The sequence below is a fragment of the Streptomyces sp. NPDC058646 genome, assembly GCF_042716875.1.
In the GTDB taxonomy this organism is placed as follows: Bacteria; Actinomycetota; Actinomycetes; order Streptomycetales; family Streptomycetaceae; genus Streptomyces.
Genome location: NZ_JBHXRK010000001.1, coordinates 706170 through 726533, shown reverse-complemented (window position 1 = coordinate 726533; position 20364 = coordinate 706170). Strand labels below are relative to the sequence as shown.

Here is a 20364-nt window from a genome sequence, read left to right as displayed (position 1 = left end):
GGGCGACCTACACGCCGGCTGCGCGGGTCAGAAGCTGGGCCATGGCCGCGAGGACCGCCGGCTCCACCCGGTAGTAGACCCAGGTGCCGCGCCGCTCGGAGGAGAGCAAACCGGCCTCCTTGAGCTTCTTCAGGTGATGGGAGACGGTCGGCTGGGAGACGCCCACGTCGGAGATGTCGCACACGCAGGCCTCACCTCCCTCATGCGAAGCCACCGCTGAGAAGAGCCGCAGGCGCACGGGATCACCCAGTGCCTTGAACATCGTGGCCGTGCGCTCCGCCTCGTCCGCGGTCAGCGGGCGCTCGGTGAGCGGCGGGCAGCAGGGCGCGACGGCTTCCGGCTCCAGCAGCGGCAACACGTTCACATTCGACATACGTCTATGTTGACACATGTCGAACTAGTCAGCCAGGGGTTGCCGCGAGGTGCGCGACGCCCTCGCGCCGGTGCGGATGACGGTCCGTACACCCGCCGTCGAATTACCTCCGGGCGGGTAGCTGACGGCCGGATCGTGGCCGCGGCACGACGTCGGCGTGCTCCCTGGAACGATCGCCCGATTCGACGAATGTCTATGTTGACGCTCATCGAATCAGCTGCCATGCTGGCTGCACAAGCCATCGACAGATGTCGAAACACCGAGGAGCCGACCGTGAACGCGCCTGCCCACATCGAGCTGCCCGTCGTCGTCATCGGAGCGGGCCCCATCGGCCTGGCCGCCGCCGCACACCTCCTCGACCAGGGCATCGAGCCCCTGGTCCTGGAGGCCGGACCGGTAGCGGGCAGCGCCGTGCGGGACTGGAGCCACGTACGGCTGTTCTCCACCTGGGGTGAGGTCGTCGACCCGGCCGCGGAGAAGCTCCTGGCCCCCACCGGCTGGGTCAAGCCGGACGAGGCCGCCTACCCGACCGGCGGCGACTGGGCCGAGCAGTACCTTCAGCCGCTGGCCGCCGTCCTGGGCGAGCGCGTCCGCGTCGGCGCCCGGGTCACCGGCGTCTCCCGCCTCGGCCGTGACCGGGTCGTGGACGCCGACCGCGAGACCCAGCCCTTCACCGTTCACATCACGCACGCCGACGGCAGCGAGGAACGGCTCACCGCCCGCGCCGTCATCGACGCCTCCGGCACCTGGTCCACCCCCAGCCCCATCGGTGGTGACGGCCTGCCCGCCCTCGGTGAGCGCTCCGCGGCCGACCGGATCTCGTACCGGGTCCCGGACCTCAAGGACCCGGCCGTCCGCGCCCGCTACACCGGCAAGCGCATCGCGGTCATCGGCTCCGGTGCCTCCGCCTTCACCGCGCTCGCCTACCTCGCGGACCTGGCGAAGGACGAAGCGGGCACCCACACCACCTGGATCCTGCGGCGCGGTATCAGCGGCTCCACCTTCGGGGGCGGCGAAGCCGACCAGCTGCCCGCCCGCGGCGCCCTCGGCCTCGCCGCCAAGGCTGCCGTCGACAACGGGTACGCCGACGCCGTCACCGGCTTCCGCACCAGCGCCGTGGAGAAGGCCGGTGACCAGCTCGCCCTCGTCGCCGAGGACGGCCGCCGCCTGGACCCGGTCGACGAGGTCATCGTCCTCACCGGGTTCCGCCCCGACCTCACCTTCCTCGACGAGCTCCGCCTCGGCCTCGACGAGCGCCTCCAGGCGCCGACCGAGCTGGCTCCGCTGATCGACCCCAACCAGCACTCCTGCGGCACCGTCTACCCGCACGGCGTCAACGAACTCTCGCACCCGGAGAAGGACGTCCACCTCGTCGGCATGAAGTCCTACGGCCGCGCCCCCACCTTCCTGGCCATGACCGGCTACGAGCAGGTCCGCTCCATCGCCGCCGCCCTCGCCGGCGACCTGGAGGCCGCCGGGCGCGTCGAACTCACCCTCCCCGAGACCGGAGTCTGCGGCGGCGCGGGCCTCTTCGACGAGCCCCAGGCCGCCGAGGCCACCGGTGGCGGCTGCTGCGCGGCCCCCGCCACCCTCACCATCGGCGCTCCCGCCTCCTCCGGCGGCTGCTGACCGGCGAAGTGACACACCTTCACAGCGGCGCGGCCGCGAGCGGGACGGGGGTCCGGTCGCGGCCGCGCGCCGCGCTGCCCGCCCTCTGCGCCACCCAGATCACCAGCTGGGGCATCGTCTATTACGCGTTCCCCGTCCTCCTGTCCCGCCTGACCGCCGACACCGGCTGGTCCGCCCACGCGGCAACGGGCGCGTTCTCCATGGCCCTTCTCGTCTCCGGCGTGGTGGGCATCCCGGTCGGCCGCATCCTCGACCGACGCGGTCCCCGCGCGGTCATGACCACCGGCTCCGTCATCGGCGTACTCGCACTCCTGGTGATCGCGGCCGCCCCCAGCCTGCCCGTCTTCTTCCTGGGCTGGATGCTGGCGGGCACGGCCATGGCGGCCACCTTCTACCCGCCCGCCTTCGCCGCCCTCACCCGCTGGTGGGGCCCCGACCGCATCCGCGCCCTGACGATCGTCACCCTCGCCGGAGGGTTGGCCTCCACCGTCTTCGCACCGTTGACCGCCGTCCTGGCCGCACACCTCACCTGGCGGCAGACGTACGCGGTCCTCGCCGTGATCCTCGCGGCCATCACCATCCCCGCACACGCCCTGGCCCTGCGCGCCCCATGGCCGGCCGCACCACCCCCGCCGCCCACGACGGACCGCACCCCGATCCCCCGAAGCCGCCCCTTCGCCCTCCTGGCCGCGTCCTTCACCCTCTCCAGCTTCGCCATGTACGCGGTGGTCATCGGCCTCATCCCGCTCCTCACCGAGCGCGGGGCCAGTGCGTCGACAGCCGCCTGGGCACTGGGACTCGGCGGGGCAGGACAGACCCTCGGCCGCACCCTGTACGCCAGCCTGTCGGCCCGCACATCCGTCACGACCCGCACGGCCACTCTCATCGCCCTCGGTGGCGCCACCACAGCCGCCCTCGCCCTCGTCCCCGGCCCGATGCCCCTGCTGGTGGTCCTCGCGGTCCTGGCGGGAATCGTCCGCGGCAACCTCACCCTCCTCCAGGCCACCGCCGTGACCGACCGCTGGGGCACCGGCCACTACGGCCGCCTCTCCGGCCTCCTGGGCGCTCCGGCCCACATGGCCGCCGCTCTCGCCCCTTGGGCCGGCGCCGCCCTCGCCGGCCTCCTCGGCGGATACCCGACGCTCTTTGCCGTCCTGGCAGCCCTCTCGGGAGCCTCGGTGCTTCTCGCCCTCGGCGGCACGCCGAAGTCCATCGCGCAGCGCCCGATGCCCGCGCCATGGGCACGCCGTCAGCGGGGTCGGCGCTCGGGGAACGGGGCCCGGAATGACGAGGTCGTCACCAGGACCTGGCCGACGCCCTGATCACCGTGGTCTCCCCGCTCCCCGCCACCGGCCTGCCCGCCGGCCCACACGGTGTTCAAGGTCTCCGGCTTGCAGCGACCCGCTCACGGACGGTGGAACGGATGGATTCGTCGACGTCGAGGACGAAGACGTCGGGGCGGGCGTAGTGACCGGTCGGGTCGAAGTCGAAGCGGGCGCGTACGAGGTCGTCGAGGTCGAGTTCGACCGCCAGGATGCCCTCGCCCTCGCGCAGTGGGCCGGCCAGGACCTCGCCGAGCGGGGAGACGACGACGGAGCCTCCGCCGATCAGCACCGTACCGGGCTCGTTCCCCTGGACGGGACGGACGTCGTCGGGCAGGGCATCGCGTCGCAGGAACTGGTTGGCGCTGAGGACGAAGCATCGTCCCTCCAGGGCGATGTGGCGCATGGTGGCCTGCCATGCGTCGCGGTCGTCCACGGTCGGGGCGCACCAAAGGTCCACCCCCTTGGCGTACATCGCGGTGCGGAACAGCGGCATGTAGTTCTCCCAGCAGATCCCCGCACCGAGTCGGGCGGTGCCGGTGTCGACGACCGTGAGCGTCGATCCGTCGCCCTGCCCCCACAGGTAACGTTCGGCGGCCGTCGGCATCAGTTTGCGGTGCAGGCCCAGGTAGCCTTCGGGGCCGAAGAAGAGCGCGACGCAGTACAGGGTGCCGCCCTGGCGTTCGACCGCCCCGACCACGGCGTGGATGCCGAGTTCCCGGGTGAGGGCCGCCAGGACGTCGACCTCGGGGCCCGGGACGTCGATGGCGGCGGCGTGGTAGCGGCGGAACAGCTCACGGCCGGCCGGGCTACGGCTGCCCACGGTGATGCCGAAGTCGAGACCTTTCGGGTAGCCGCCGAGGAACGCCTCGGGCAGGACGACCACCTCGGCCCGATGGGCGACGGCTGCTTCGCGAATGAGTTCCTCCGCACGAACCAGCGCGGTCGGCGTGTCGAACAGGGGGGCGGCCGCCTGGACGACGGCGGCGGTCACGGTGCGCCGGGCCGCGTCAGCGGCAGCGGACGTGAAGTTCATGGCGTCCACGAGGGGAGTTCCTCACTTGTATGACCGGTCACGGGAGTTGGCGCCTCAGGCGGCCCGGCCGTTCGCCGGGGCGTCTTCCAGCTCGTAGAACCCGTGCCCGTCGAGGAAGCGGACGGTGCCGAGGTCGCGCAGCAGGATCTCGTCCACGTCGTGGGCCATCGACAGCGCCACGGGGTAGGTGGAGTCGTCCACGGTGGGGGTGATGGAATCGCCCGGGGCGACCATCATGCGCACGTCCTCGACGCTTTCCAGGGCCTTCAGCTCTTCGAGTCCGCGATAGGCTCGCAGCCGCCCGCCCACCGGCGAGACCAGGCCCGCCCACGCGACACTGCGGCGCACCGTGTAGTCCTCGTCGCAGCGGGCGAAGAACCGCTCGGGTGCGGTGTAGGCGTCCACGGTCCAGCCGATCTGGGACTCGCCGGTGGCCCGTTCGGTGAACCCGGGCAGGTCGAGGCCGGCGATGCGGGCCCCGACCTCCACCAGGCAGGGCCCCGCGGGTGTCATCTTCACTTCGATGTGGGCCGGGCCGTGCAGGATGCCCAGCGCGTCGAGCACCCGGAGCCCGTACTCCACGACGTGGTCCTGCACCTCTCCCCGACGCGGCAGCAGGTGGCAGGCCACAGCCAGGTCGGGCACCCCGTTCGCGCTGATCCGGTGTGTCTTCCACAGGTCGGTCACGTGGTGGCGGCCGTCCCGGCTGACGGTGTTCATCAGGTACTCGGCACCCACCAGGTACTCCTGGGCGACCACACCGTCCTCCCTCTCGGAGAAGATGTTGTGCCTGCCCGACAGCAGTCGGAAGGCGCGCACCGATTCCTCCGGGGTGTCGCACCACACCACACCGTCATTCGCGGCGCTGCGCAGGGGTTTGAGTACGACCCGGCCACCCGACTGCCGGTGCCATTGCTCGACGTGCTCCTCATTCCGTACGCGGATCTGCTCCGCGCCGCGCAGCCCGCAGGACTTGATGCGCTCGATCATTTCGAACTTGTCCCGGCGTGCGCCGCTGAGTGCGGTGCCGTTCGTCGGGATTCCCGACCCGGCGGCAAGCTCCTCACTGAGCGCGTCCGCCAGTTCGACTCCCAGCTCTCCGCCCGCCACGACGCCGAGGGGCTCGAACTCCGCCAGCTTCGCGGCCGTTGCCCGTACGTCCCCCCTGTGCACCAGATCGGTCGCATAGGGGTGCGGATCCGGCTTGCCCGCGTAGAGCGTCGGCACGTCGACGGTGCTCTGGACCCTGACCGGCGTGTATCCGGCGGCGAAGAAGCCGGCGGCGAGCCGCTGCGACAGGGCATAGGTGTCAACCAGGGCGATGTGTCGATCGGTCATGCGGATCACGGCCTTTCAGTACGGCAGCGGGCAGGCGGGGAGAACGTCACTGGGCGGTCCAGCCCCCGTCGACGGCCAGCGCCTGGCCGGTTACGTAGGAGGCCCCCGCGGAGGAGAGCCACAGGACCGCAGAGGCGACCTCCTCGGGCCGGGCCAGGCGGCCCAGCGGGATGTTGCGCAGATAGAACGCGTCGGCCGAAGGCCCACGGTCCCTACGGGACTGCTCCAGCATCGGAGTGAGCACCGGGCCGGGGCAGACCGCGTTGACCCGGATGCCGGAAGGTCCGTAGTCGATCGCGGCATTCCTGGTAAGGCCCACCACGCCGTGCTTGGCGGCGGTGTAGGGGGCCGCACCGAGGTAGCCGACGAGCCCCGCGATGGAGGAGACGTTGACGATGCCCCCGCCGCCCTGCGCCAGCATCGCGGGGATCTGGTGGCGCATGGACAGCCACACGCCGTGCAGGTTCGTGTCGACGATGCGGCGCCAGTCGTCCGTGGCGAATTCATGGAGTTTGCGACCGGATCCGGGGACGCCGGCGTTGTTGCAGGCGATGTGCAGGGCTCCGTGGCGGTCCAGGACGGCGGCGACCAGGCCGGCGACCTGCTCCTCGTCGGTCACGTCGGCGGTCCGGGCGTCGGCCGTACCGGCCTGCGCCTCGACGAGGGCGACGGTCTCCCTCAGCTCCTGCGCACGGCGCCCGGCGACCACGACCTTCGCGCCTTCCCGTGCGAAGGCGAGCGCTATGGCCCGCCCGATGCCGGTGCCTCCCCCGGTGACCAGCGCGACCTGTCCATCGAAACGTTCGGCTGACACGTCTACTCCTTCAGAAGTGTTTCGACGGACTGCTGGATGGCCGCGGCATCGACCAGCACAGTGGGTTCCAGACCAGGGCTGGCCGGGAAGGGGACGCCGAGCGATCCCAGTCGTACGACAGGGGCGCGCAGTTCGGCGAAGGCCCGCTCCGTGACCGCGGCGACGATCTCGGCGGAGGGCCCGTACCGGACCCAGGCCTCGGCCGCCACGACGACCCGCCCCGTCTTGCGGGCGGACTTCGCCAGGGTGGTGACATCGAGCGGGCGCAGCGAGCGGACGTCGATGACCTCGGCGTCCACTCCTTCGTCGGCGAGCCGCTCGGCGGCCGTCAGCGCCTCGCCGACCATGCGGGACAGCGCCAGGATCGTGACGTCGGTGCCGGGGCGGACGACCTGCGCCGTGCCGAGGGGCACGAGGTGCTCCCCCTCGGGCACGGGTCCGCCGCTTCCGTAGAGCAGCTTGTGCTCGACGAGGACCACGGGGTCGTCGCTCCGAAGTCCCGCGGTCAGCAGCCCCTTGGCGTCCGCGGGGGTGCTCGGCAGCACGGTGTGGATCCCGGGCAGGTGGGCGGTCCACGCCTCCAGGGATTTGGAGTGCTGAGGACCCGCGTTGGCCCCGGCTCCGCCCTGGGTGCGGATGACGACGGGCACGGTGACCTGGCCGCCGTACGCGAAGGGGAAGACGGCGGCGCTGTTGGCGATGCTGTCCAGGGCCAGGGTCATGAAGTCCGTGTACATGATCTCGACGACGGGACGCAGGCCGCTCATGGCCATGCCGACCGCGGCGCCCACGATGCCGTTCTCGGAGATCGGCGTGTCCACGACCCGTTCGGGGCCGAACTCGTCGAGGAGGCCCCGGGTGACCGAGAAGACACCTCCGTACACGCCGATGTCCTCGCCGAGCAGGATCACGCGCTCGTCGCGGCGCATCTCCTCGCGCAGCGCCGAGTTCAGCGCCTCGCTGTACGTCATGTGCTTCATCGGACCTCCTCTGCGTCCCATGTGGCGGCGAACTCGAACAGTTCGGCCGGGTCCGGCCACGGACTGGCAGTGGCGAAGGAGACGGCTTCGGTGATCTCCTCGTCCACTTCGCGGGCGATGGCGGCGAGGGTCTGCTCGGGAATGCCGCGGTCCCTCAACCGTGCGGCGGCACGTTCGAGCGGGTCCACATACGTCTCCCGTTCCCCGGCCGGCCGGTAGCCGCCGCGGTCCGAGCCGGAGAAGGCGCAGTCCCGGAAGGTCAGGGCCTCGACGAGGGTCGGACCGGAGCCCGCGCGGGCCCGCGCCACCGCGTCGGCGACCGCGTCCCGCGTCGCTTCGGCGTCGCTGCCGTCGACCCGCGCGGCCGGTATGCCGTAGGCGGCGCCGCGGCGGTACAACTCGGTCTCGTGGACGTGCTGGTCGAGGGGCACGCTCAGCCCGTAGCCGTTGTTCTCCACCAGCACGACGACGGGCAGCCGCCAGAGCGCCATCATGTTCAACGCCTCGTTGAAGGCACCGGAGTTGACGGACCCGTCGCCGGTGACGCACAGCGTCACGCGCCGTCCGCCCGCCCGCTGCTGGGCCATCCCGTGGCCGACCGCGAGGAGCAGCGAGTGGCCGATGATGCCGGACGGCCCGAGCACGCCGTGATCCCGGTCGCCGATGAGCATGTGTCCGCCGCGGCCCCGGCACTGGCCGTCGACGCGTCCCATCATCTCGGCGAGGGTGCGGCCCAGTGGCATGCGGCGCCCTACGTAGAGGGAGTGCGGTCGGTGGGTGGCGGTCACCAGGTCACCGTCCTCCAGCGCGGCGGTGGCGCCGATGCCGACGGCCTCCTGGCCGATGCCCAGGTGCATGGGGCCGCGGACGAGTCCTTCCTCCATCAGCGCGGGCAGTCGCTCGTCCAGTCTCCTGGCCAGGCTCATGCGCCGGAACATGTCCAGGAGCGAGGTGTGCGGTGCTGACGCCAAAGAGGCGTCCGTCAAGGTCGGCATGCAGGTCAGAGCGCCTTCTGTAGGGTGCTGGGTTCGGGGGCCGGGTGCAGTCGGCGCCGCATGGGGCCGACGAGGGCGAGGCCGCCCGCGAGGCCGGCGAAGCCCAGGCCGGCGCACGACCACCAGAGGAAGGAGGGCCCGGCGGCGTACGAGTACGCCCCCATCGGGGGTCCGATGAGCTGGGCGGCCGCGTACGACCACCCGAATGTGGCCTGGTACCGGCCCTGCGCCCGTTCGGGGGCCAGGTCGGCGACGAGCGAGCCCACGAAGCTCGCGGCACCGATCTCACCGAGGGTCCAGAGACATACGGTCACGAGGTATTCGGAAAGGGAGTCGGCGAAGGCCGTAGCGGCGATGCCCAGGCCGAACACGAGCCAGGAGACGGCCAGGACGGTGAGCCGGTCGTAACGAGTGAGCCAGGCGGAGAGCAGCGGCTGAGTCACTCCGATGATGATTCCGCTGGCCAGGAAGATCGATCCGTAGGCGGCGCCACCGAGGCCGTCGTCCTTGATGGACAGGGGCAGGCCGACCGTGATCTGCGCGGCGACGACCCCGTTGACCAGGTTGAGGGCGGTCAGGGCGAGGAGGAGCCGGTCCCGCAGCACGTCCCGGCCGGCTGACCGGTCGCCGGCGCGGGCCGGTCGGGCCGGCGGGCGGTCCGCGGGCAGCAGGACGGCGGTCACCGCGGCGAACGCGGCCGTGGTCAGGACCTGGGCCGCGAACAGCATCCAGTAGCCGTGCCGGGCCAGCAGTCCGGCGACCAGGCCGCCCAGTGCCACCCCGAGATTGACGGCCCAGTAGATGAGGCTGTAGGCGCGCGGCCGGTCCGTACCCGGCACGACGGCGGCCACCAGCGCGGCGGCGGCCGGACGGTAGATGTCCGCCGCGGCGCCGACCAGGAGGGCCGCGGCCAATATCATCGGCAGGCCACGGGCCACGGCGAGCAGGGCGATGGCGAAGGAACTCGCGAGGAGGCCTGTCACCAGGGCGAGACGAGGGCCCCACCGGTCGGCGAGCAAACCCCCCACAGGCTGGGATACGAGACCTCCCACGCCGACCGTGCCGAGGACGAATGCGGCGTCCCGAGTGGAGATTCCCTGCTCTCCCAGATAGAGGACCAGGAAGGGAACCGCCATGCTGCCGACACGGTTGACGAACTGACCGGCGAATACGATCCAGAAGCTTCTCGGTAACCCACCCAAGTGGGCAGCGGCAAGCGTACCCACATGCTTGTACCCCAGCATCAGAATTCCCCCACCCCATGGAACGGCAGCCGACCACTCCCCCCCGCAGCCCTCACGGTGTCGTTGTCAGAAGGTTTTCAAGGCGCCCCGTCCATTCGATGGCGGGACGCTCGGAAGTCATACTGGTTCCGCTTGTTCCGTTCGCGCCGCCCACCCAGGAACAGAGCCGGCGGCCTCCGCCCCGGCGGCGCGGGCGGCACACGGCGAGCACGCGGGCGGTGGCCGCCGAGCGGACTTGGGTGGAGGCGGATGTCAGGGCGGCTCACCTGTCCCCGGGAGCGTCGACCCGGCGCAGCCGGCGCACGGCCGGGACGGCCAGCAGGGCCGCCGAGACGGCCAGGGTCATCGCCCCGCTCCCCAGCAGGACACGGCCCGTGCCGAAGAGGGAGGAGGCGGGTCCCGCGAGCGCCTGGCCGACGGGCAGCATGACCAGCGAACCCGCCAGGTCGTACGCGGAGACCCTGTTGAGTACGGCCTGTGGCACCTGTGTCTGGATGCTCGTGGACCACATCACTCCCCAGAACGCCATCCCGGCGCCTGCCACCGTCATGCAGAGCGCAATCACCGGTACCGGCAAGTGCGCGCCCACGGAAGCCGGGTAGAGGGCGAATCCGGCGAAGGCGAAGGCCCCGGCGCGCAGCATCCGCAGGGGACGCAGCCGCAGGGCGAGCAGTCCGCCGAGGATCGTGCCGGCTCCCAGCGCGGAACTGATCAGGCCGAAGGCACGCGGCCCGTGCTCGTCGACCACGCTCGCCGCGACCAACGGCACGGCGGGCCCCCACACGGTGAGGGTGAGCACGCACCAGATCACGATGACGCTCCACAGCCAGGTACGGGCCGTGAACTCCTGCCAGCCCTCCCGGAGATCACGAAGGACACCGGTGGCGCGCTCCTTGCCGGCCGTCGCCGCCTGCGGCCGGTGCCGGATGAGGAGCAGACAGACCGCGCTGATCAGGTACGTTCCGGCATGCAGGACGAAGACGCCGCCCGCCGAGGAGAACGCGACGGCCACGCCGGCGAGCGCGGGGCCCGCGAGCGCCATGACCGACTCCGCGACCCGGAGCGCGCCGTTGGCCTTCTGCACGTCGTCGACCAGGGCCGGGATCGTACTGGCCACACCGGGCTGGAAGACGGCCGTGGCCGCACCGCTCACCGCTCCGATCGCGCAGACCTGCCACAGCAGCACGTGGCCGGAGAAGAAGAGGGCCGCGGTGAGTGCCTGCGTGGCGACCCGGGCCAGGTCGGCGGCGATCATCAGCCGCCGGGTGTCGAACCGGTCGGCGAAGACACCGCCGAAGAGGATCAGGGCCACGAAACTGGCCAGCGGGGCGGCCATCGCCAGACCCACCGCGCCGGCGTCGTAACCGACGCGCAGGAGACCCGCGGCCAGCGCGACGGGCAGCATGGTCTCACCCAGCCGGGCGGCCCCCCGTGCCGTGAGGAACAGGACGAAGTCCCGCGACCGCACCGACCTGCCGGCCGGTGCACCGCTGTCCGGGCTGTGACCACGGACCGCGTCACGCGCCGAAGAGCCGGACATAAGCGCGGAACCCCCTTTCCCCGATTCGTGAATGACCACCGGACGGCCGAGTTGATGATCAGATACCCGTACCTCCCCGAGCAACTGCTCCGCCCCATGCTGACCCCAACCTGATACGCCTCTGACAGGACCCTGACGGCCGGTCGACACGGGCATACGGGCCCGCGAAACCGCTGGACTTCCCCCGGGGTCGCGGGCTCCACTGGGCCGGTCGATCAATTGATGACGGGGGCGCACGGAAGTCATGACGGGAACTGCGGTATTCCTCGCCGGAATCGCCTATGAACTCGGAGAACAGGAAAAGTCTCTGGCGGATCTCACCTCTTTCCCCGCCGATGTCCTGGAGGGGCTGCGCGAACTGGGCGTGTCGGACTTCCGCACGACGTCCCGCACCTCCGTCCAACTCGCCCACGCCTCGGCGCTGCGCACGCTCGGGGTGGTCGGTCCGGGCCGGCGGGACGCGGTCACCCACGTGATCCACGCGACCAACAGCCACCACGACGAGGCCGCGATGCACGAGGTGGGAAGCGGTCGCCTGCAGCAGTCCCTGGGCCTGGTGAAGGCCTTCCCGCTCGGCATCTCCCTCGGGTACTGCGCCAACCTGCACAGCGCCCTGCACCTGGCGGCGGCGCTGATCTCCGCGGGCGCCGCCGGCGACGTACTCGTGATCTGCGCGGACGCCCTCGGGCCTGACGGCGACCGCTCGGTGAGCGGGGGCATCTCGGTGCACTGCGACGCGGCGAGCAGCGTGCTCGTGACTCGTGATCCGTTGCCCGGCTCGCTGCGCCTGCTCCGAACCGAACTCCACATCGATCCCGTCCTCGCGGACATCGACCCGTCCGTCAACTTCCTGCGCCACATGTCCCTGTTCGGGAAGGGATGCGCTCAGACGACGGAGAAGGCCCTGTCGGCGGTCGGATCGCTCCCCCAGGACATCTCCCGCGTCCTGCCGAACAACTACAACAACCGCGTGAACCGCGGTCTCGCGGAGATCACCGGGTTCTCCGTCGACCAGGTGTTCATGGCGAACATCTCGCGGCTCGGCCACGCGCTGGCCTCCGACAACCTGATCAATCTCGCGGACTCACTCGAAATGAACCCGGCGGAACCAGGAGAACGCATGCTGCTGCTCGCCTCCGGCCCCAACCAGTGGGGCGTCTCCGTGGTGGAGGCGCGGTGACGCCCTTGGCTCGGGGTCCGCTCCCGTACGAGCAGCGGCACGCCACGCTGCTGCACCAGTTCCTCCTCCGGCACGCCGCCCGCCTCGGCGACCGGCCCGCCGTGATCGGCCGCGAGTCGACCCTCACCTACGCCGAGCTCGCCTCCCGCGCCGCCACCCTCGCCGGGCAGCTCGCTGCTTGGGGGGTGGAGCCCGGGGACCGGATCGTGCTCGGCCTCGACCCGTCCCCCGACGCGCTCGCTCTGCTGTGCGCCTGCTCGATGACGGGCGCGGCGTTCGTCCCCGTCGCTCCCGAGACCCCCGAGGCCCGCTTCCGCTCCCTCGCCGATCGCACCGAGGCCGTCCTGCTCATCGCCGAGGACGGGACCGGCCCGCGGTCCCCCGGGGAGGGCTCCGCCACCCCGTGGTCCCGGGCCCGCCTGCACGGCGGGGCACTGGAGTTCTCCGGGCCCCGCGAGGCGCCACCGGGCCCGGTCCGCCTGGAGACCACCGGGCGCGACCTCGCGTACCTCATCTTCACCTCGGGGACGACCGGTGAGCCCAAGGGCATCATGATGAGCCACTCGGCGGTCCTGGCCTTCTGGCGGGCGCTGGCCGAGCACTGCGCCCTGGAGGGCGACGCCCGGGTCGGCAGCTTCTCGCCGCTGCAGTTCGACTTCTCCCTGCTGGACTACGGCCTCGCCCTGGGTTCCGGCGCCACGCTCGTCCTCGTGGACCGAGCCCTCTTCCACCAGCCGCGCCGGATGCTCGACTTCCTCGGCACCACCGGCGTGACGCAGATGAACGGAGTGCCCTCGCTGTGGTCCTCCATCCTGCGTTACGCCCCGGGGGAACTGCACCGGGCCGCGTCGCTCCGTACGGTGTTCTTCGCCGGCGAGGGTTTTCCGGCTTCCGAACTGCGCACCCTGCGGAGGGCGTTCCCCGAACTGCGGATCATCAACTGCTTCGGCCACTCGGAGTCCGTGGCCTGCTCCTTCCTCGACCTGCCCAACCCGCTCCCCGAGGAGAGCGACAACCTGCCGATCGGGTGGGGCCATCCGGGGGCGCAGCTGCTGCTGCTCGACGACGACGGCGAACCCGTCACCGAGCCGGGCGCGACCGGAGAGCTGTACCTGCGGGCCGACAACCTCTTCTCCGGCTACTGGCGCGATCCCGAGGCGACCGGCCGGGCCCTGGTGGCGAACCCGCTGCGCCCCCACGACCACGAGTTGGTGTTCCGCAGCGGCGACCGGGCCGAACTCGGCGCCGACGGGCTCCTCTACTTCAAGGGGCGGGACGACCTCCAGGTCAAGGTGCGCGGCAATCGCATCGAACTGGAGGAGGTGGAACGGGTGTTGGGCAGCCATCCGCGGGTCGCCCAGGCCGCCGTCACCGCGGTGGCCGACGGGCTGCTGGCAGTGATCGCCCGCCGCCCGGCCCCGGCCGACTCCCACGACGCGCCCGGCGCCCGTACCCCCGCAGCTCCGCTCGACGGTGCGGAGCTGCGCCGGTGGTGCGCCGACCTGCTGCCGCCGTACATGGTGCCCGGCAGCCTCCATTTCACCGACTCCCCGCTCCCCACCACGCCCAACGGCAAGATCGACCGAGCGCGGTTGCGTGCACGGTACGCCGGGAGCGGACCAGCGACCGAAGGATCTTCATGACCACCCGGATCAGCCCGCTCGACGAGTCCTCCGTACTGGGCCGCGGGCTCACCCTGCAGAGCGCCGACAACGCCACGCTCCTCCTGCGCGACTCCGAGGGCGCGACCGCTTCGTACACCGACCTGATGAGCGCCTACGGCGCGGTGAACTTCGGCCACCTCAACCCGCTCATCACTCCCCACGTCGACCTCACCGCGGACATCGCCGCCGGCGTGTACCCGCCGGAGGCCGCGACGTTCGCCGAGTGGCTCACCGACCGCCTGGGCCTTCCCGGCCATCAGGTGCTCTTCCAGGTCGGTGGCAGCTTTGCGGTGTCCAGCGCGCTGGCCATCGCCCAGCGGGTGCGGCCGGGGAAGGTGCTCGCCCTGGACGGGGCCTTCCACGGCCTGGGGCTGGATACCCTCGCCGCGACCCGCACGCACCGTGAACTGGCCCTGCAGAACAGCGTGTTCACCGCAGCCGTCGACCCGCTGGTGACGCATCTGAGGCCGGGCGCGGAGTTCCGCGACTGGGAGGACATCTCCTGTTTCGTCTTCGAGCCGGTGCAGGGCGCCAACGGCTACGTGCCGATCGACCCCGACTGGCTCACGGCGACCGTCGCGGCGGCGCGGCGCGCCGGGGTCGTCGTCGTGGCGGACGAGATCCAGGCCGGGTACTACCGCCACGGCCACCTCAGCCCCACCCGGGCCCTGGGCATCGACGCGGACATCCACCTGTTCGGCAAGTCCCTGACCAACGGGCTCTACCCGCTGTCCGCCGTGGTCTACCCGAAGGCGTTCGACACGTCCGCGGGCACCGCACTCGCACTCGCCCACACGTTCCAGACCGGCGTGCTCGGCTTCCGTGCGGCGGCGGCCGTCGCCGCCTGGATCGACCAGGGCCACCTGGAGGACCTGGTCGGCGAGGTGAGCGAGGCCCTGGCGCGGTGCGCCAAGCGCCTCGGGGAGATCCCGGCCGTGCGCGACCTCCACACCACGGGCCCCGCCCTGTCGTTCGGCCATCCCCGGGCCAAGGAGGTGGTGCGCGGCTGCGTCCGCCGCCGCATCCTCCCCTTCACGGGCGGAGCGGTCGGCGACCGGATCCGGGTGGCACCTCCGCTGACCATCCCGCGCGAGCAGCTGGCCGACTCGCTCGACGTACTCGTAGAAGAGGTGGAGCAGACCGTCTGAACGAAGACGGCCGGCCGCCACCGATCCCCTGTCACAGGAGCAGCACACATGCAGCGCGAAGAGTTCTACACCCGATTCTCCGACACCCTTCGAACCCTCAGGGCGCCCCGCGAACTGCCGGTGCCCGGCCCCGCGGACAACCTCTGGGACCTCGGCTTCCTGGACTCCTTCGCGATGGTGGAGGTCCTGATCCACCTGGAGGAGCTCGTCGGGCGGGAGATCGAGCTCACCGCCGACTCCCTGCGCACCTTCCACACCCTGGAACGCATCTACGACACGTACGTGGCGGAGGTGGCGGCATGAGCAGCCCCGACGAGCAGCGCATCGCCGAGATCCGCGCGGACTTCGCCGGCTTCGGCTGCGCCCAGCTGCGGGACTCGGCGCCCAAGTACGTCGAGGTGGTGGCCTGGCCGCTGGAGCGCCGCACCCAGGTCACCCACCTCGCGGGCCCGGCCTTCCCCGTCGCCACGGACAACGACATGCTGCCGGTCCTGCAGGGCCTCGACGCCACTCCGCCGGGGCACGTCCTGCTGGTCAGCAACACCGCCCAGCGCTCCGAGGCGCTCGCCGGGGACATCCTGGCCACCGCGGCCGTCGCCCAGCGGCTGGGCGGTCTGGTGGTCAACGGCGCGGTACGGGACGTCGGCTATCTGCGGGACCTCGGCCTCGCCGTGTACTCGACCGAGGTCGACATCATCTCGGCGAAGACGGCGCTGGTCCCGGCCGTCCGGCTGCCCATGGAGGTCACGGTCCCGATCGTCGACGAGTCCGGGAGCCGCGACGCGGCGATCGAGGTCCGCGCGGGCGACTGGATCTTCGGCGACGAGGACGCTGTCGTGCTCGTGCGCGCACGGCACCTTTCGGCCGTCTTCTCGGCGGCCAGGCTCCTGCAGGGTCAGGAGGAGCAACTGCGCGAGGCGCTGCGGGCCGGCCACCGGCTCAGCGAGGTCTGCGGCCTCCACGACTACGTCGCGGGGACCGGCCCCCTGCGCATGGACATCTGATGCGGCCGGCCGTCATCGTACCGGGAGACGTCGGGGGGCTCGCCGGTTTCGACGCGTCCCTGCACCCCCAGGACCCCTGGGCCTACTACGCCTGGTTCCGCGCGCACCGGCCGGTCGGCTGGTCGGAAGTCCACCGGTGCTTCTTCGTCCACGGCCACGCCCCGGCGGACACCGTGTTCCGCAGTTCCCACTTCACCGTGGAACACCCCTTCCGGCGCAGCCGACAGGCACTGGGGCCGACGCTGCTCGACACCGACGGCCCCGATCACACCCGGCTGCGGCCCTTCGTGAACGCCGACCTGACCGGGAACGCCGTCCGGACACTGATCGAGCGGGTGGTCAGGCCCGCCGCGGCGGAACTCGCGGCCGCGATGGCGGCATCGGGCGGGGGCGACTTCGTGGAGGACTTCGCCTCCGAACTGCCGCTGCGGGTGGCGGTGGCCCTCACCGGCCTCGACCCCGCCGACCGGTACTGGCTCGCCGACCGGCTCCGCCCGCTCGTCGACTGCCTGGACCGGACCACCGCCCCGCTGGGCCCGGCCGCCGACGCCCGCGACGCGCTGGAGGCGCACACCGCTGAGGTGCTCCGCAGGGGCCTCGGGCGCGGCGGGCTCCTGGGGCGCTGCGCGCAGGCAGACGGCCTGGACCTCTCCGAGGAGGAGATCGTCCGGACCGCCACCCTGCTGCTCAGCGCGGGCACCGAGACGACGGTCTGCTCACTGGCCAACGCGGTGGTCTGCCTCCTCACGGTCGACGACGTCCAGGACGATCTGCGCGAAGGGCGGGTGAGCGTCGCGGACTTCGTCCGCGAGGTGCTGCGCTGGCAGCCCCCCATGCACTTCACCCTGCGCTACGCCCGCCAGGACACGGAGCTCGGCGGGGTCGCCATCCCGGCGGGAGCGGCGGTTCAGTTGAACCTGGCCTCCGCCAACCGGGACGAGTCCGTCTTCGCGAACGCCGACCGGTTCGTTCCGGGCCGCTCCGAACGCTCGGAACTCACCTTCGGCCGCGGCCGGCACTCCTGCCCCGGAAACCGGCTGGCGGCTGCCGAGATCGAATACGCTGTGGACGAACTGCTGGCGCGCACCACGGCCTTGACCTCGCCGGACGGGGCCGTGCCGCCGGTGGAAGGAGTCACATTCCGCAGGCCGCGCAGCCTGCCCGTCCTGCTGAGGAGCACTCGGTGAACGTGGAAGCGGCGGCCGCACGGCCCGAGGACCCGGCGGGATCGCCCGCCGACGTACTGGGATCGCTCGCCCGGTCCTGCGCCCGGCTCGGTTTCGAGATGTCCTGCGACCCGCGCACGGGAGCGCTGCTGCGCACCCTCGCGGCGGCCCGGCCCGGTGGCCGGATCCTCGAACTCGGCACGGGGGCGGGCATGTCCACCGCCTGGCTGCTCGACGGCATGGCCACCGACAGCAGTGTGCTGACGGTGGAAAGCGAAGAGAGCCTGGTCGAGGTGGCCCGGCAGCATCTCGGGCACGACGCACGGGTGCGGTTCGTCCACGGCGACGCCGGTGCGCTGATCGAGCGGCTCGAGGGCGAACGGTTCGACCTGGTCTTCGCCGACACCTGGGCCGGGAAGTTCGAAAGGCTCGACGAGACCCTGGAGCTGCTCGCCCCGGGCGCACTGTACGTGGTGGACGACCTCCTGCCCCAGCCCTCCTGGCCCGAGGGGCACGGTCCGCGGGCCGAGGCCCTGGCGGAACGCCTGATGTCCGACGGGCGGCTCAGGGCGACCCGGCTCGACTGGTCTTCGGGTCTGATCGTCGCCGCCAGGATCTGAGGCGCGCACGAGGCCGACACGCTGCGCCGATACACCGCGGGGCCCGGCCTGATACAGGCCGGGCCCCGCGGTGTATCAGAGGCCCAGTCGCCGGCGGACGGGCGCCGGCCAGGACTCCAGGTCGTCGCCGTGCCGGTGGCGCAGCGCGATCACGATGCGGTCCAGGCCGAAGGCCAAGCAGGCGCTGTGTCCGATGGACCCGTCGGCCAGCGTGAAGCCGAAGGCCTCTCCGAAGTGCTCCTTGTGCCAGTTGGCCGAGGCGATCGACTGCACGAGCCCGTCGGCGAGCTCGGCGGTCACCTCCCACTTGAGCTCCTCGGCCCGCTGCACGGCTGCCACCAGGCGGCCCGGGCGGCCGAAGAAGGGGTCGCTGGCAGCGATCACCCGGGTCGCCAGACCCAGCTCGCCCAGCCAGCCGTCGGCCAGCGCCAGCACCTCGTCCCGCCACCGTTCGACGGCGTCCGGCGCCCCGAAGCGTACGACCTCGTACATCCGGAAGGAACGGAGCCGCCCCGGCTCCGAGGTGGCCTCGCCCCGGTAGCAGGTGGCCTCCACGCTCAGGGAGCGCTCGCCCGTGATCGTCTCGCCGGCGACCAGCGGGTACAGGTGGTGGCAGGCCGCCGAGGTGAGGGCCAGGTCCGTCGGGCCGGGTTCGCCGCCGTCCGGGTTGCCCTGCACGGTGCCGAGCAGCTGGGGGAAGGACTCCGGGTATCCGGCGAGGTCCAGGGTGCTGCGGGCGATCACCGGCGGGGCGCTGTAGTGCTCCTCGGTCTGCGCGCCGAACAGCGTGGCGAGGCCGGCGCGCAGCCCGTCGAGGACACGGCCGTCCCGGCGGGGGGTGAGGGCCACCCCGGGCGCTCCGGCCCCGTGCGCGGTCGTCGCTGCCGACGTGGTCCCCGTGGTCATCGTTCTCCCTTGGCGAGCAGCAGTGTCTGTGCGTTGGCCGCCAGCAGCCGACCGTTGCCGATCATCAGCGGTGCGGAGTACGTATCGCGCAGGATCCGGGCCACGGAGTACGGGCCGTGCTCGGCGAAGCCGGCCATGCCGCAGACCTGAAGCGCGAGTCGGGCCGTCTCGACGGCGTCCTCCGAGACACCGACCTTGAGTGCGTTGAGCTCGATGCCCAGGCCCAGCGTCGGCTCCAGGCCGGCTTGGAACACGGGCTCGGTGGCCCGTACCGCCGCGTCCACCTGGCCCCGTATCCCCATGAGCTTCGCGTGCGCCGCGGCGAGGGCGGGCACCTGGGCGGACGCCCCCGAGCGGGTCCTCTCGCGTACGTACGACACCGCCCGGTGGACCGCCTCGGCCGCGAGCCCGCTCCAGACGCCGGCCCACAACAGGTGGGACAGCGGGACCATGGTGCGGGCCGCGATCTCCCCGAAGGGGACCGGGAGGACCTGCGACACGTCGAAGGAGGCCCGGAGCCGGAACGCGGGGCTGCAGGTGCCGCGCATGCCGAGCGTGTCCCATTCGCCGGTCCGTGTCAGCTCGGTCTGCTCACGGGTGGCCAGCACGGCCACCTGACCGCTCGCGCCGGCGTCCGTGCCCTTGCGGGCGGTGATCAGGTAGGCGTCCGCGTGCGCCCCGTACGAGACGGTCGTGCCCTCCTTCTCCAGCGTACGGGTGCGCTCGCCCCCGTCACTGACACCCGCCCGGCTGCTGCGCAGGTCCCCGCCGACTCCGCGCTCGCTGGTCACCGAGGCGATCAGCCATCGGTCGGCGACGGCCCGCCGCGTCAAGGGTGCGTCCGGGTGGTGGCGCACCAGGCAGGCCAGCTGGGCCTGGTGCATGGCCCAGATCATCGCGGTGGCCCCGCAGCTGCGGGCGAGCCGCTCGGCGACGGTCACGAGGGCGCCCGGGCCGAGGCCGGCCCCGTCCAGCTCGACGGGGGCCACGGCCGTCAACAGCCCGGTGTCACGGATCACTTTGAGCGCCTCCGCGGGCAGCCGGGCCCCGCGGTCGACGTCGGCGGCGGATGCGGCGGCCTGTTCGGCCGCGGCCCGCACGGCCTGTTCGATGTCCGGGGGGAGGTGTTCCCCCGTGGGCGAGGTCATCCGGTGGTGGCCTTCCGCTCTTCGAGGAGCGGGCCGAGCACCGCACCTAGACTGCGCATGCTCGCAAAGGTCTCCCGGGTCAGGGACCCGTCGGGAAACTCCACCCCGTAGTGGTCCTCCAGCCGCAGCATCATCTGCACGCTGGTCATCGAATCCATGCCGGCGTCCCACAGGTCCCCGTCGGCTGCCAGCTGCGACACGATCTCGCGGAGCTTGGGCACCTCGGAGATGACCTGCCTGATTTCCTCTTCCATGTG

The 20364-nt window shown here is 71.9% G+C and carries 20 protein-coding genes; 9 read left to right on the top strand and 11 right to left on the bottom strand.

Annotated elements, in window-relative coordinates:
- Positions 1-7 precede the first annotated feature (7 nt).
- Complete coding sequence (locus tag ACFWUZ_RS03205; RefSeq protein ID WP_384366057.1) at positions 8-373, bottom strand: ArsR/SmtB family transcription factor; 366 nt, start codon at positions 371-373, stop codon at positions 8-10.
- Positions 374-646: 273 nt separating this feature from the next.
- Between ACFWUZ_RS03205 and ACFWUZ_RS03200 the strand changes: the two genes are divergently transcribed.
- Together ACFWUZ_RS03200 and ACFWUZ_RS03195 are read left to right on the top strand one after the other, a co-directional pair.
- A complete protein-coding gene (locus tag ACFWUZ_RS03200; RefSeq protein WP_384366054.1) occupies positions 647-2002 on the top strand; it encodes an NAD(P)-binding domain-containing protein in 1356 nt (451 codons plus the stop codon).
- A gap of 8 nt (positions 2003-2010) precedes the next feature.
- The gene (locus ACFWUZ_RS03195; protein ID WP_384366051.1) at positions 2011-3324 is read left to right on the top strand and encodes an MFS transporter; all 1314 of its coding nucleotides are present in this window, start codon (positions 2011-2013) and stop codon (positions 3322-3324) included.
- Between the two features lie 55 nt (positions 3325-3379).
- On the opposite strand, the gene ACFWUZ_RS03190 is transcribed toward ACFWUZ_RS03195, so the two are convergent.
- The 7 genes from ACFWUZ_RS03190 to ACFWUZ_RS03160 form a co-directional block, all read right to left on the bottom strand.
- Positions 3380-4360 (bottom strand): nitrilase-related carbon-nitrogen hydrolase, encoded by a 981-nt coding sequence (locus ACFWUZ_RS03190; RefSeq protein ID WP_384366343.1) that lies wholly within the window; start codon positions 4358-4360, stop codon positions 3380-3382.
- Between the two features lie 54 nt (positions 4361-4414).
- Positions 4415-5698 carry an ATP-grasp domain-containing protein gene (locus tag ACFWUZ_RS03185; RefSeq protein ID WP_384366048.1) on the bottom strand — a complete coding sequence of 428 codons (1284 nt, stop codon included), beginning with the start codon at positions 5696-5698 and terminating at the stop codon, positions 4415-4417.
- Positions 5699-5744: 46 nt separating this feature from the next.
- Entirely contained in the window at positions 5745-6512 is a 768-nt protein-coding gene (locus ACFWUZ_RS03180) for an SDR family NAD(P)-dependent oxidoreductase (RefSeq protein WP_384366045.1), read from the bottom strand.
- A 2-nt stretch (positions 6513-6514) separates the two neighbouring features.
- The gene (locus ACFWUZ_RS03175; RefSeq protein WP_384366041.1) at positions 6515-7492 is read right to left on the bottom strand and encodes an alpha-ketoacid dehydrogenase subunit beta; all 978 of its coding nucleotides are present in this window, start codon (positions 7490-7492) and stop codon (positions 6515-6517) included.
- Positions 7489-8487 carry a thiamine pyrophosphate-dependent dehydrogenase E1 component subunit alpha gene (locus ACFWUZ_RS03170; protein WP_384366038.1) on the bottom strand — a complete coding sequence of 333 codons (999 nt, stop codon included), beginning with the start codon at positions 8485-8487 and terminating at the stop codon, positions 7489-7491. The genes ACFWUZ_RS03175 and ACFWUZ_RS03170 overlap by 4 nt, the downstream gene beginning before the upstream one ends.
- 5 nt (positions 8488-8492) lie before the next feature.
- A complete protein-coding gene (locus ACFWUZ_RS03165) occupies positions 8493-9731 on the bottom strand; it encodes an MFS transporter (protein WP_384366036.1) in 1239 nt (412 codons plus the stop codon).
- Positions 9732-9993: 262 nt separating this feature from the next.
- The gene (locus ACFWUZ_RS03160; RefSeq protein WP_384366033.1) at positions 9994-11271 is read right to left on the bottom strand and encodes an MFS transporter; all 1278 of its coding nucleotides are present in this window, start codon (positions 11269-11271) and stop codon (positions 9994-9996) included.
- A 244-nt stretch (positions 11272-11515) separates the two neighbouring features.
- Between ACFWUZ_RS03160 and ACFWUZ_RS03155 the strand changes: the two genes are divergently transcribed.
- The 7 genes from ACFWUZ_RS03155 to ACFWUZ_RS03125 are packed head-to-tail and all read left to right on the top strand — an operon-like array spanning position 11516 to position 18053.
- Entirely contained in the window at positions 11516-12451 is a 936-nt protein-coding gene (locus ACFWUZ_RS03155; RefSeq protein ID WP_384366030.1) for a 3-oxoacyl-[acyl-carrier-protein] synthase III C-terminal domain-containing protein, read from the top strand.
- Positions 12448-14094, top strand: coding sequence for an amino acid adenylation domain-containing protein (locus tag ACFWUZ_RS03150; protein WP_384366027.1), 1647 nt, complete (start codon positions 12448-12450; stop codon positions 14092-14094). The genes ACFWUZ_RS03155 and ACFWUZ_RS03150 overlap by 4 nt, the downstream gene beginning before the upstream one ends.
- A complete protein-coding gene (locus ACFWUZ_RS03145; RefSeq protein WP_384366024.1) occupies positions 14091-15263 on the top strand; it encodes an aminotransferase class III-fold pyridoxal phosphate-dependent enzyme in 1173 nt (390 codons plus the stop codon). The genes ACFWUZ_RS03150 and ACFWUZ_RS03145 overlap by 4 nt, the downstream gene beginning before the upstream one ends.
- Positions 15264-15311: 48 nt before the next feature.
- On the top strand, positions 15312-15566 hold the full coding sequence (locus ACFWUZ_RS03140) for a hypothetical protein (RefSeq protein WP_384366021.1): 255 nt from the start codon (positions 15312-15314) through the stop codon (positions 15564-15566).
- Positions 15563-16267, top strand: a complete 705-nt coding sequence (locus tag ACFWUZ_RS03135) for an RraA family protein (protein WP_384366019.1) — start codon at positions 15563-15565, stop codon at positions 16265-16267. Before ACFWUZ_RS03140 ends, ACFWUZ_RS03135 begins: the two co-directional genes overlap by 4 nt.
- Positions 16267-17454, top strand: a complete 1188-nt coding sequence (locus tag ACFWUZ_RS03130; protein ID WP_384366016.1) for a cytochrome P450 — start codon at positions 16267-16269, stop codon at positions 17452-17454. Before ACFWUZ_RS03135 ends, ACFWUZ_RS03130 begins: the two co-directional genes overlap by 1 nt.
- Positions 17451-18053 carry an O-methyltransferase gene (locus ACFWUZ_RS03125; protein ID WP_384366013.1) on the top strand — a complete coding sequence of 201 codons (603 nt, stop codon included), beginning with the start codon at positions 17451-17453 and terminating at the stop codon, positions 18051-18053. Before ACFWUZ_RS03130 ends, ACFWUZ_RS03125 begins: the two co-directional genes overlap by 4 nt.
- Positions 18054-18128: 75 nt before the next feature.
- Here ACFWUZ_RS03125 and ACFWUZ_RS03120 read toward each other — a convergent pair whose 3' ends face one another.
- From ACFWUZ_RS03120 to ACFWUZ_RS03110, 3 genes are read right to left on the bottom strand one after another with little or no spacing between them, the layout of a single operon-like run.
- Entirely contained in the window at positions 18129-18959 is an 831-nt protein-coding gene (locus tag ACFWUZ_RS03120; protein WP_384366010.1) for a hypothetical protein, read from the bottom strand.
- Complete coding sequence (locus tag ACFWUZ_RS03115) at positions 18956-20107, bottom strand: acyl-CoA dehydrogenase family protein (RefSeq protein WP_384366007.1); 1152 nt, start codon at positions 20105-20107, stop codon at positions 18956-18958. The genes ACFWUZ_RS03120 and ACFWUZ_RS03115 overlap by 4 nt, the downstream gene beginning before the upstream one ends.
- The gene (locus tag ACFWUZ_RS03110; RefSeq protein ID WP_384366004.1) at positions 20104-20361 is read right to left on the bottom strand and encodes an acyl carrier protein; all 258 of its coding nucleotides are present in this window, start codon (positions 20359-20361) and stop codon (positions 20104-20106) included. Before ACFWUZ_RS03110 ends, ACFWUZ_RS03115 begins: the two co-directional genes overlap by 4 nt.
- Positions 20362-20364 lie beyond the last annotated feature (3 nt).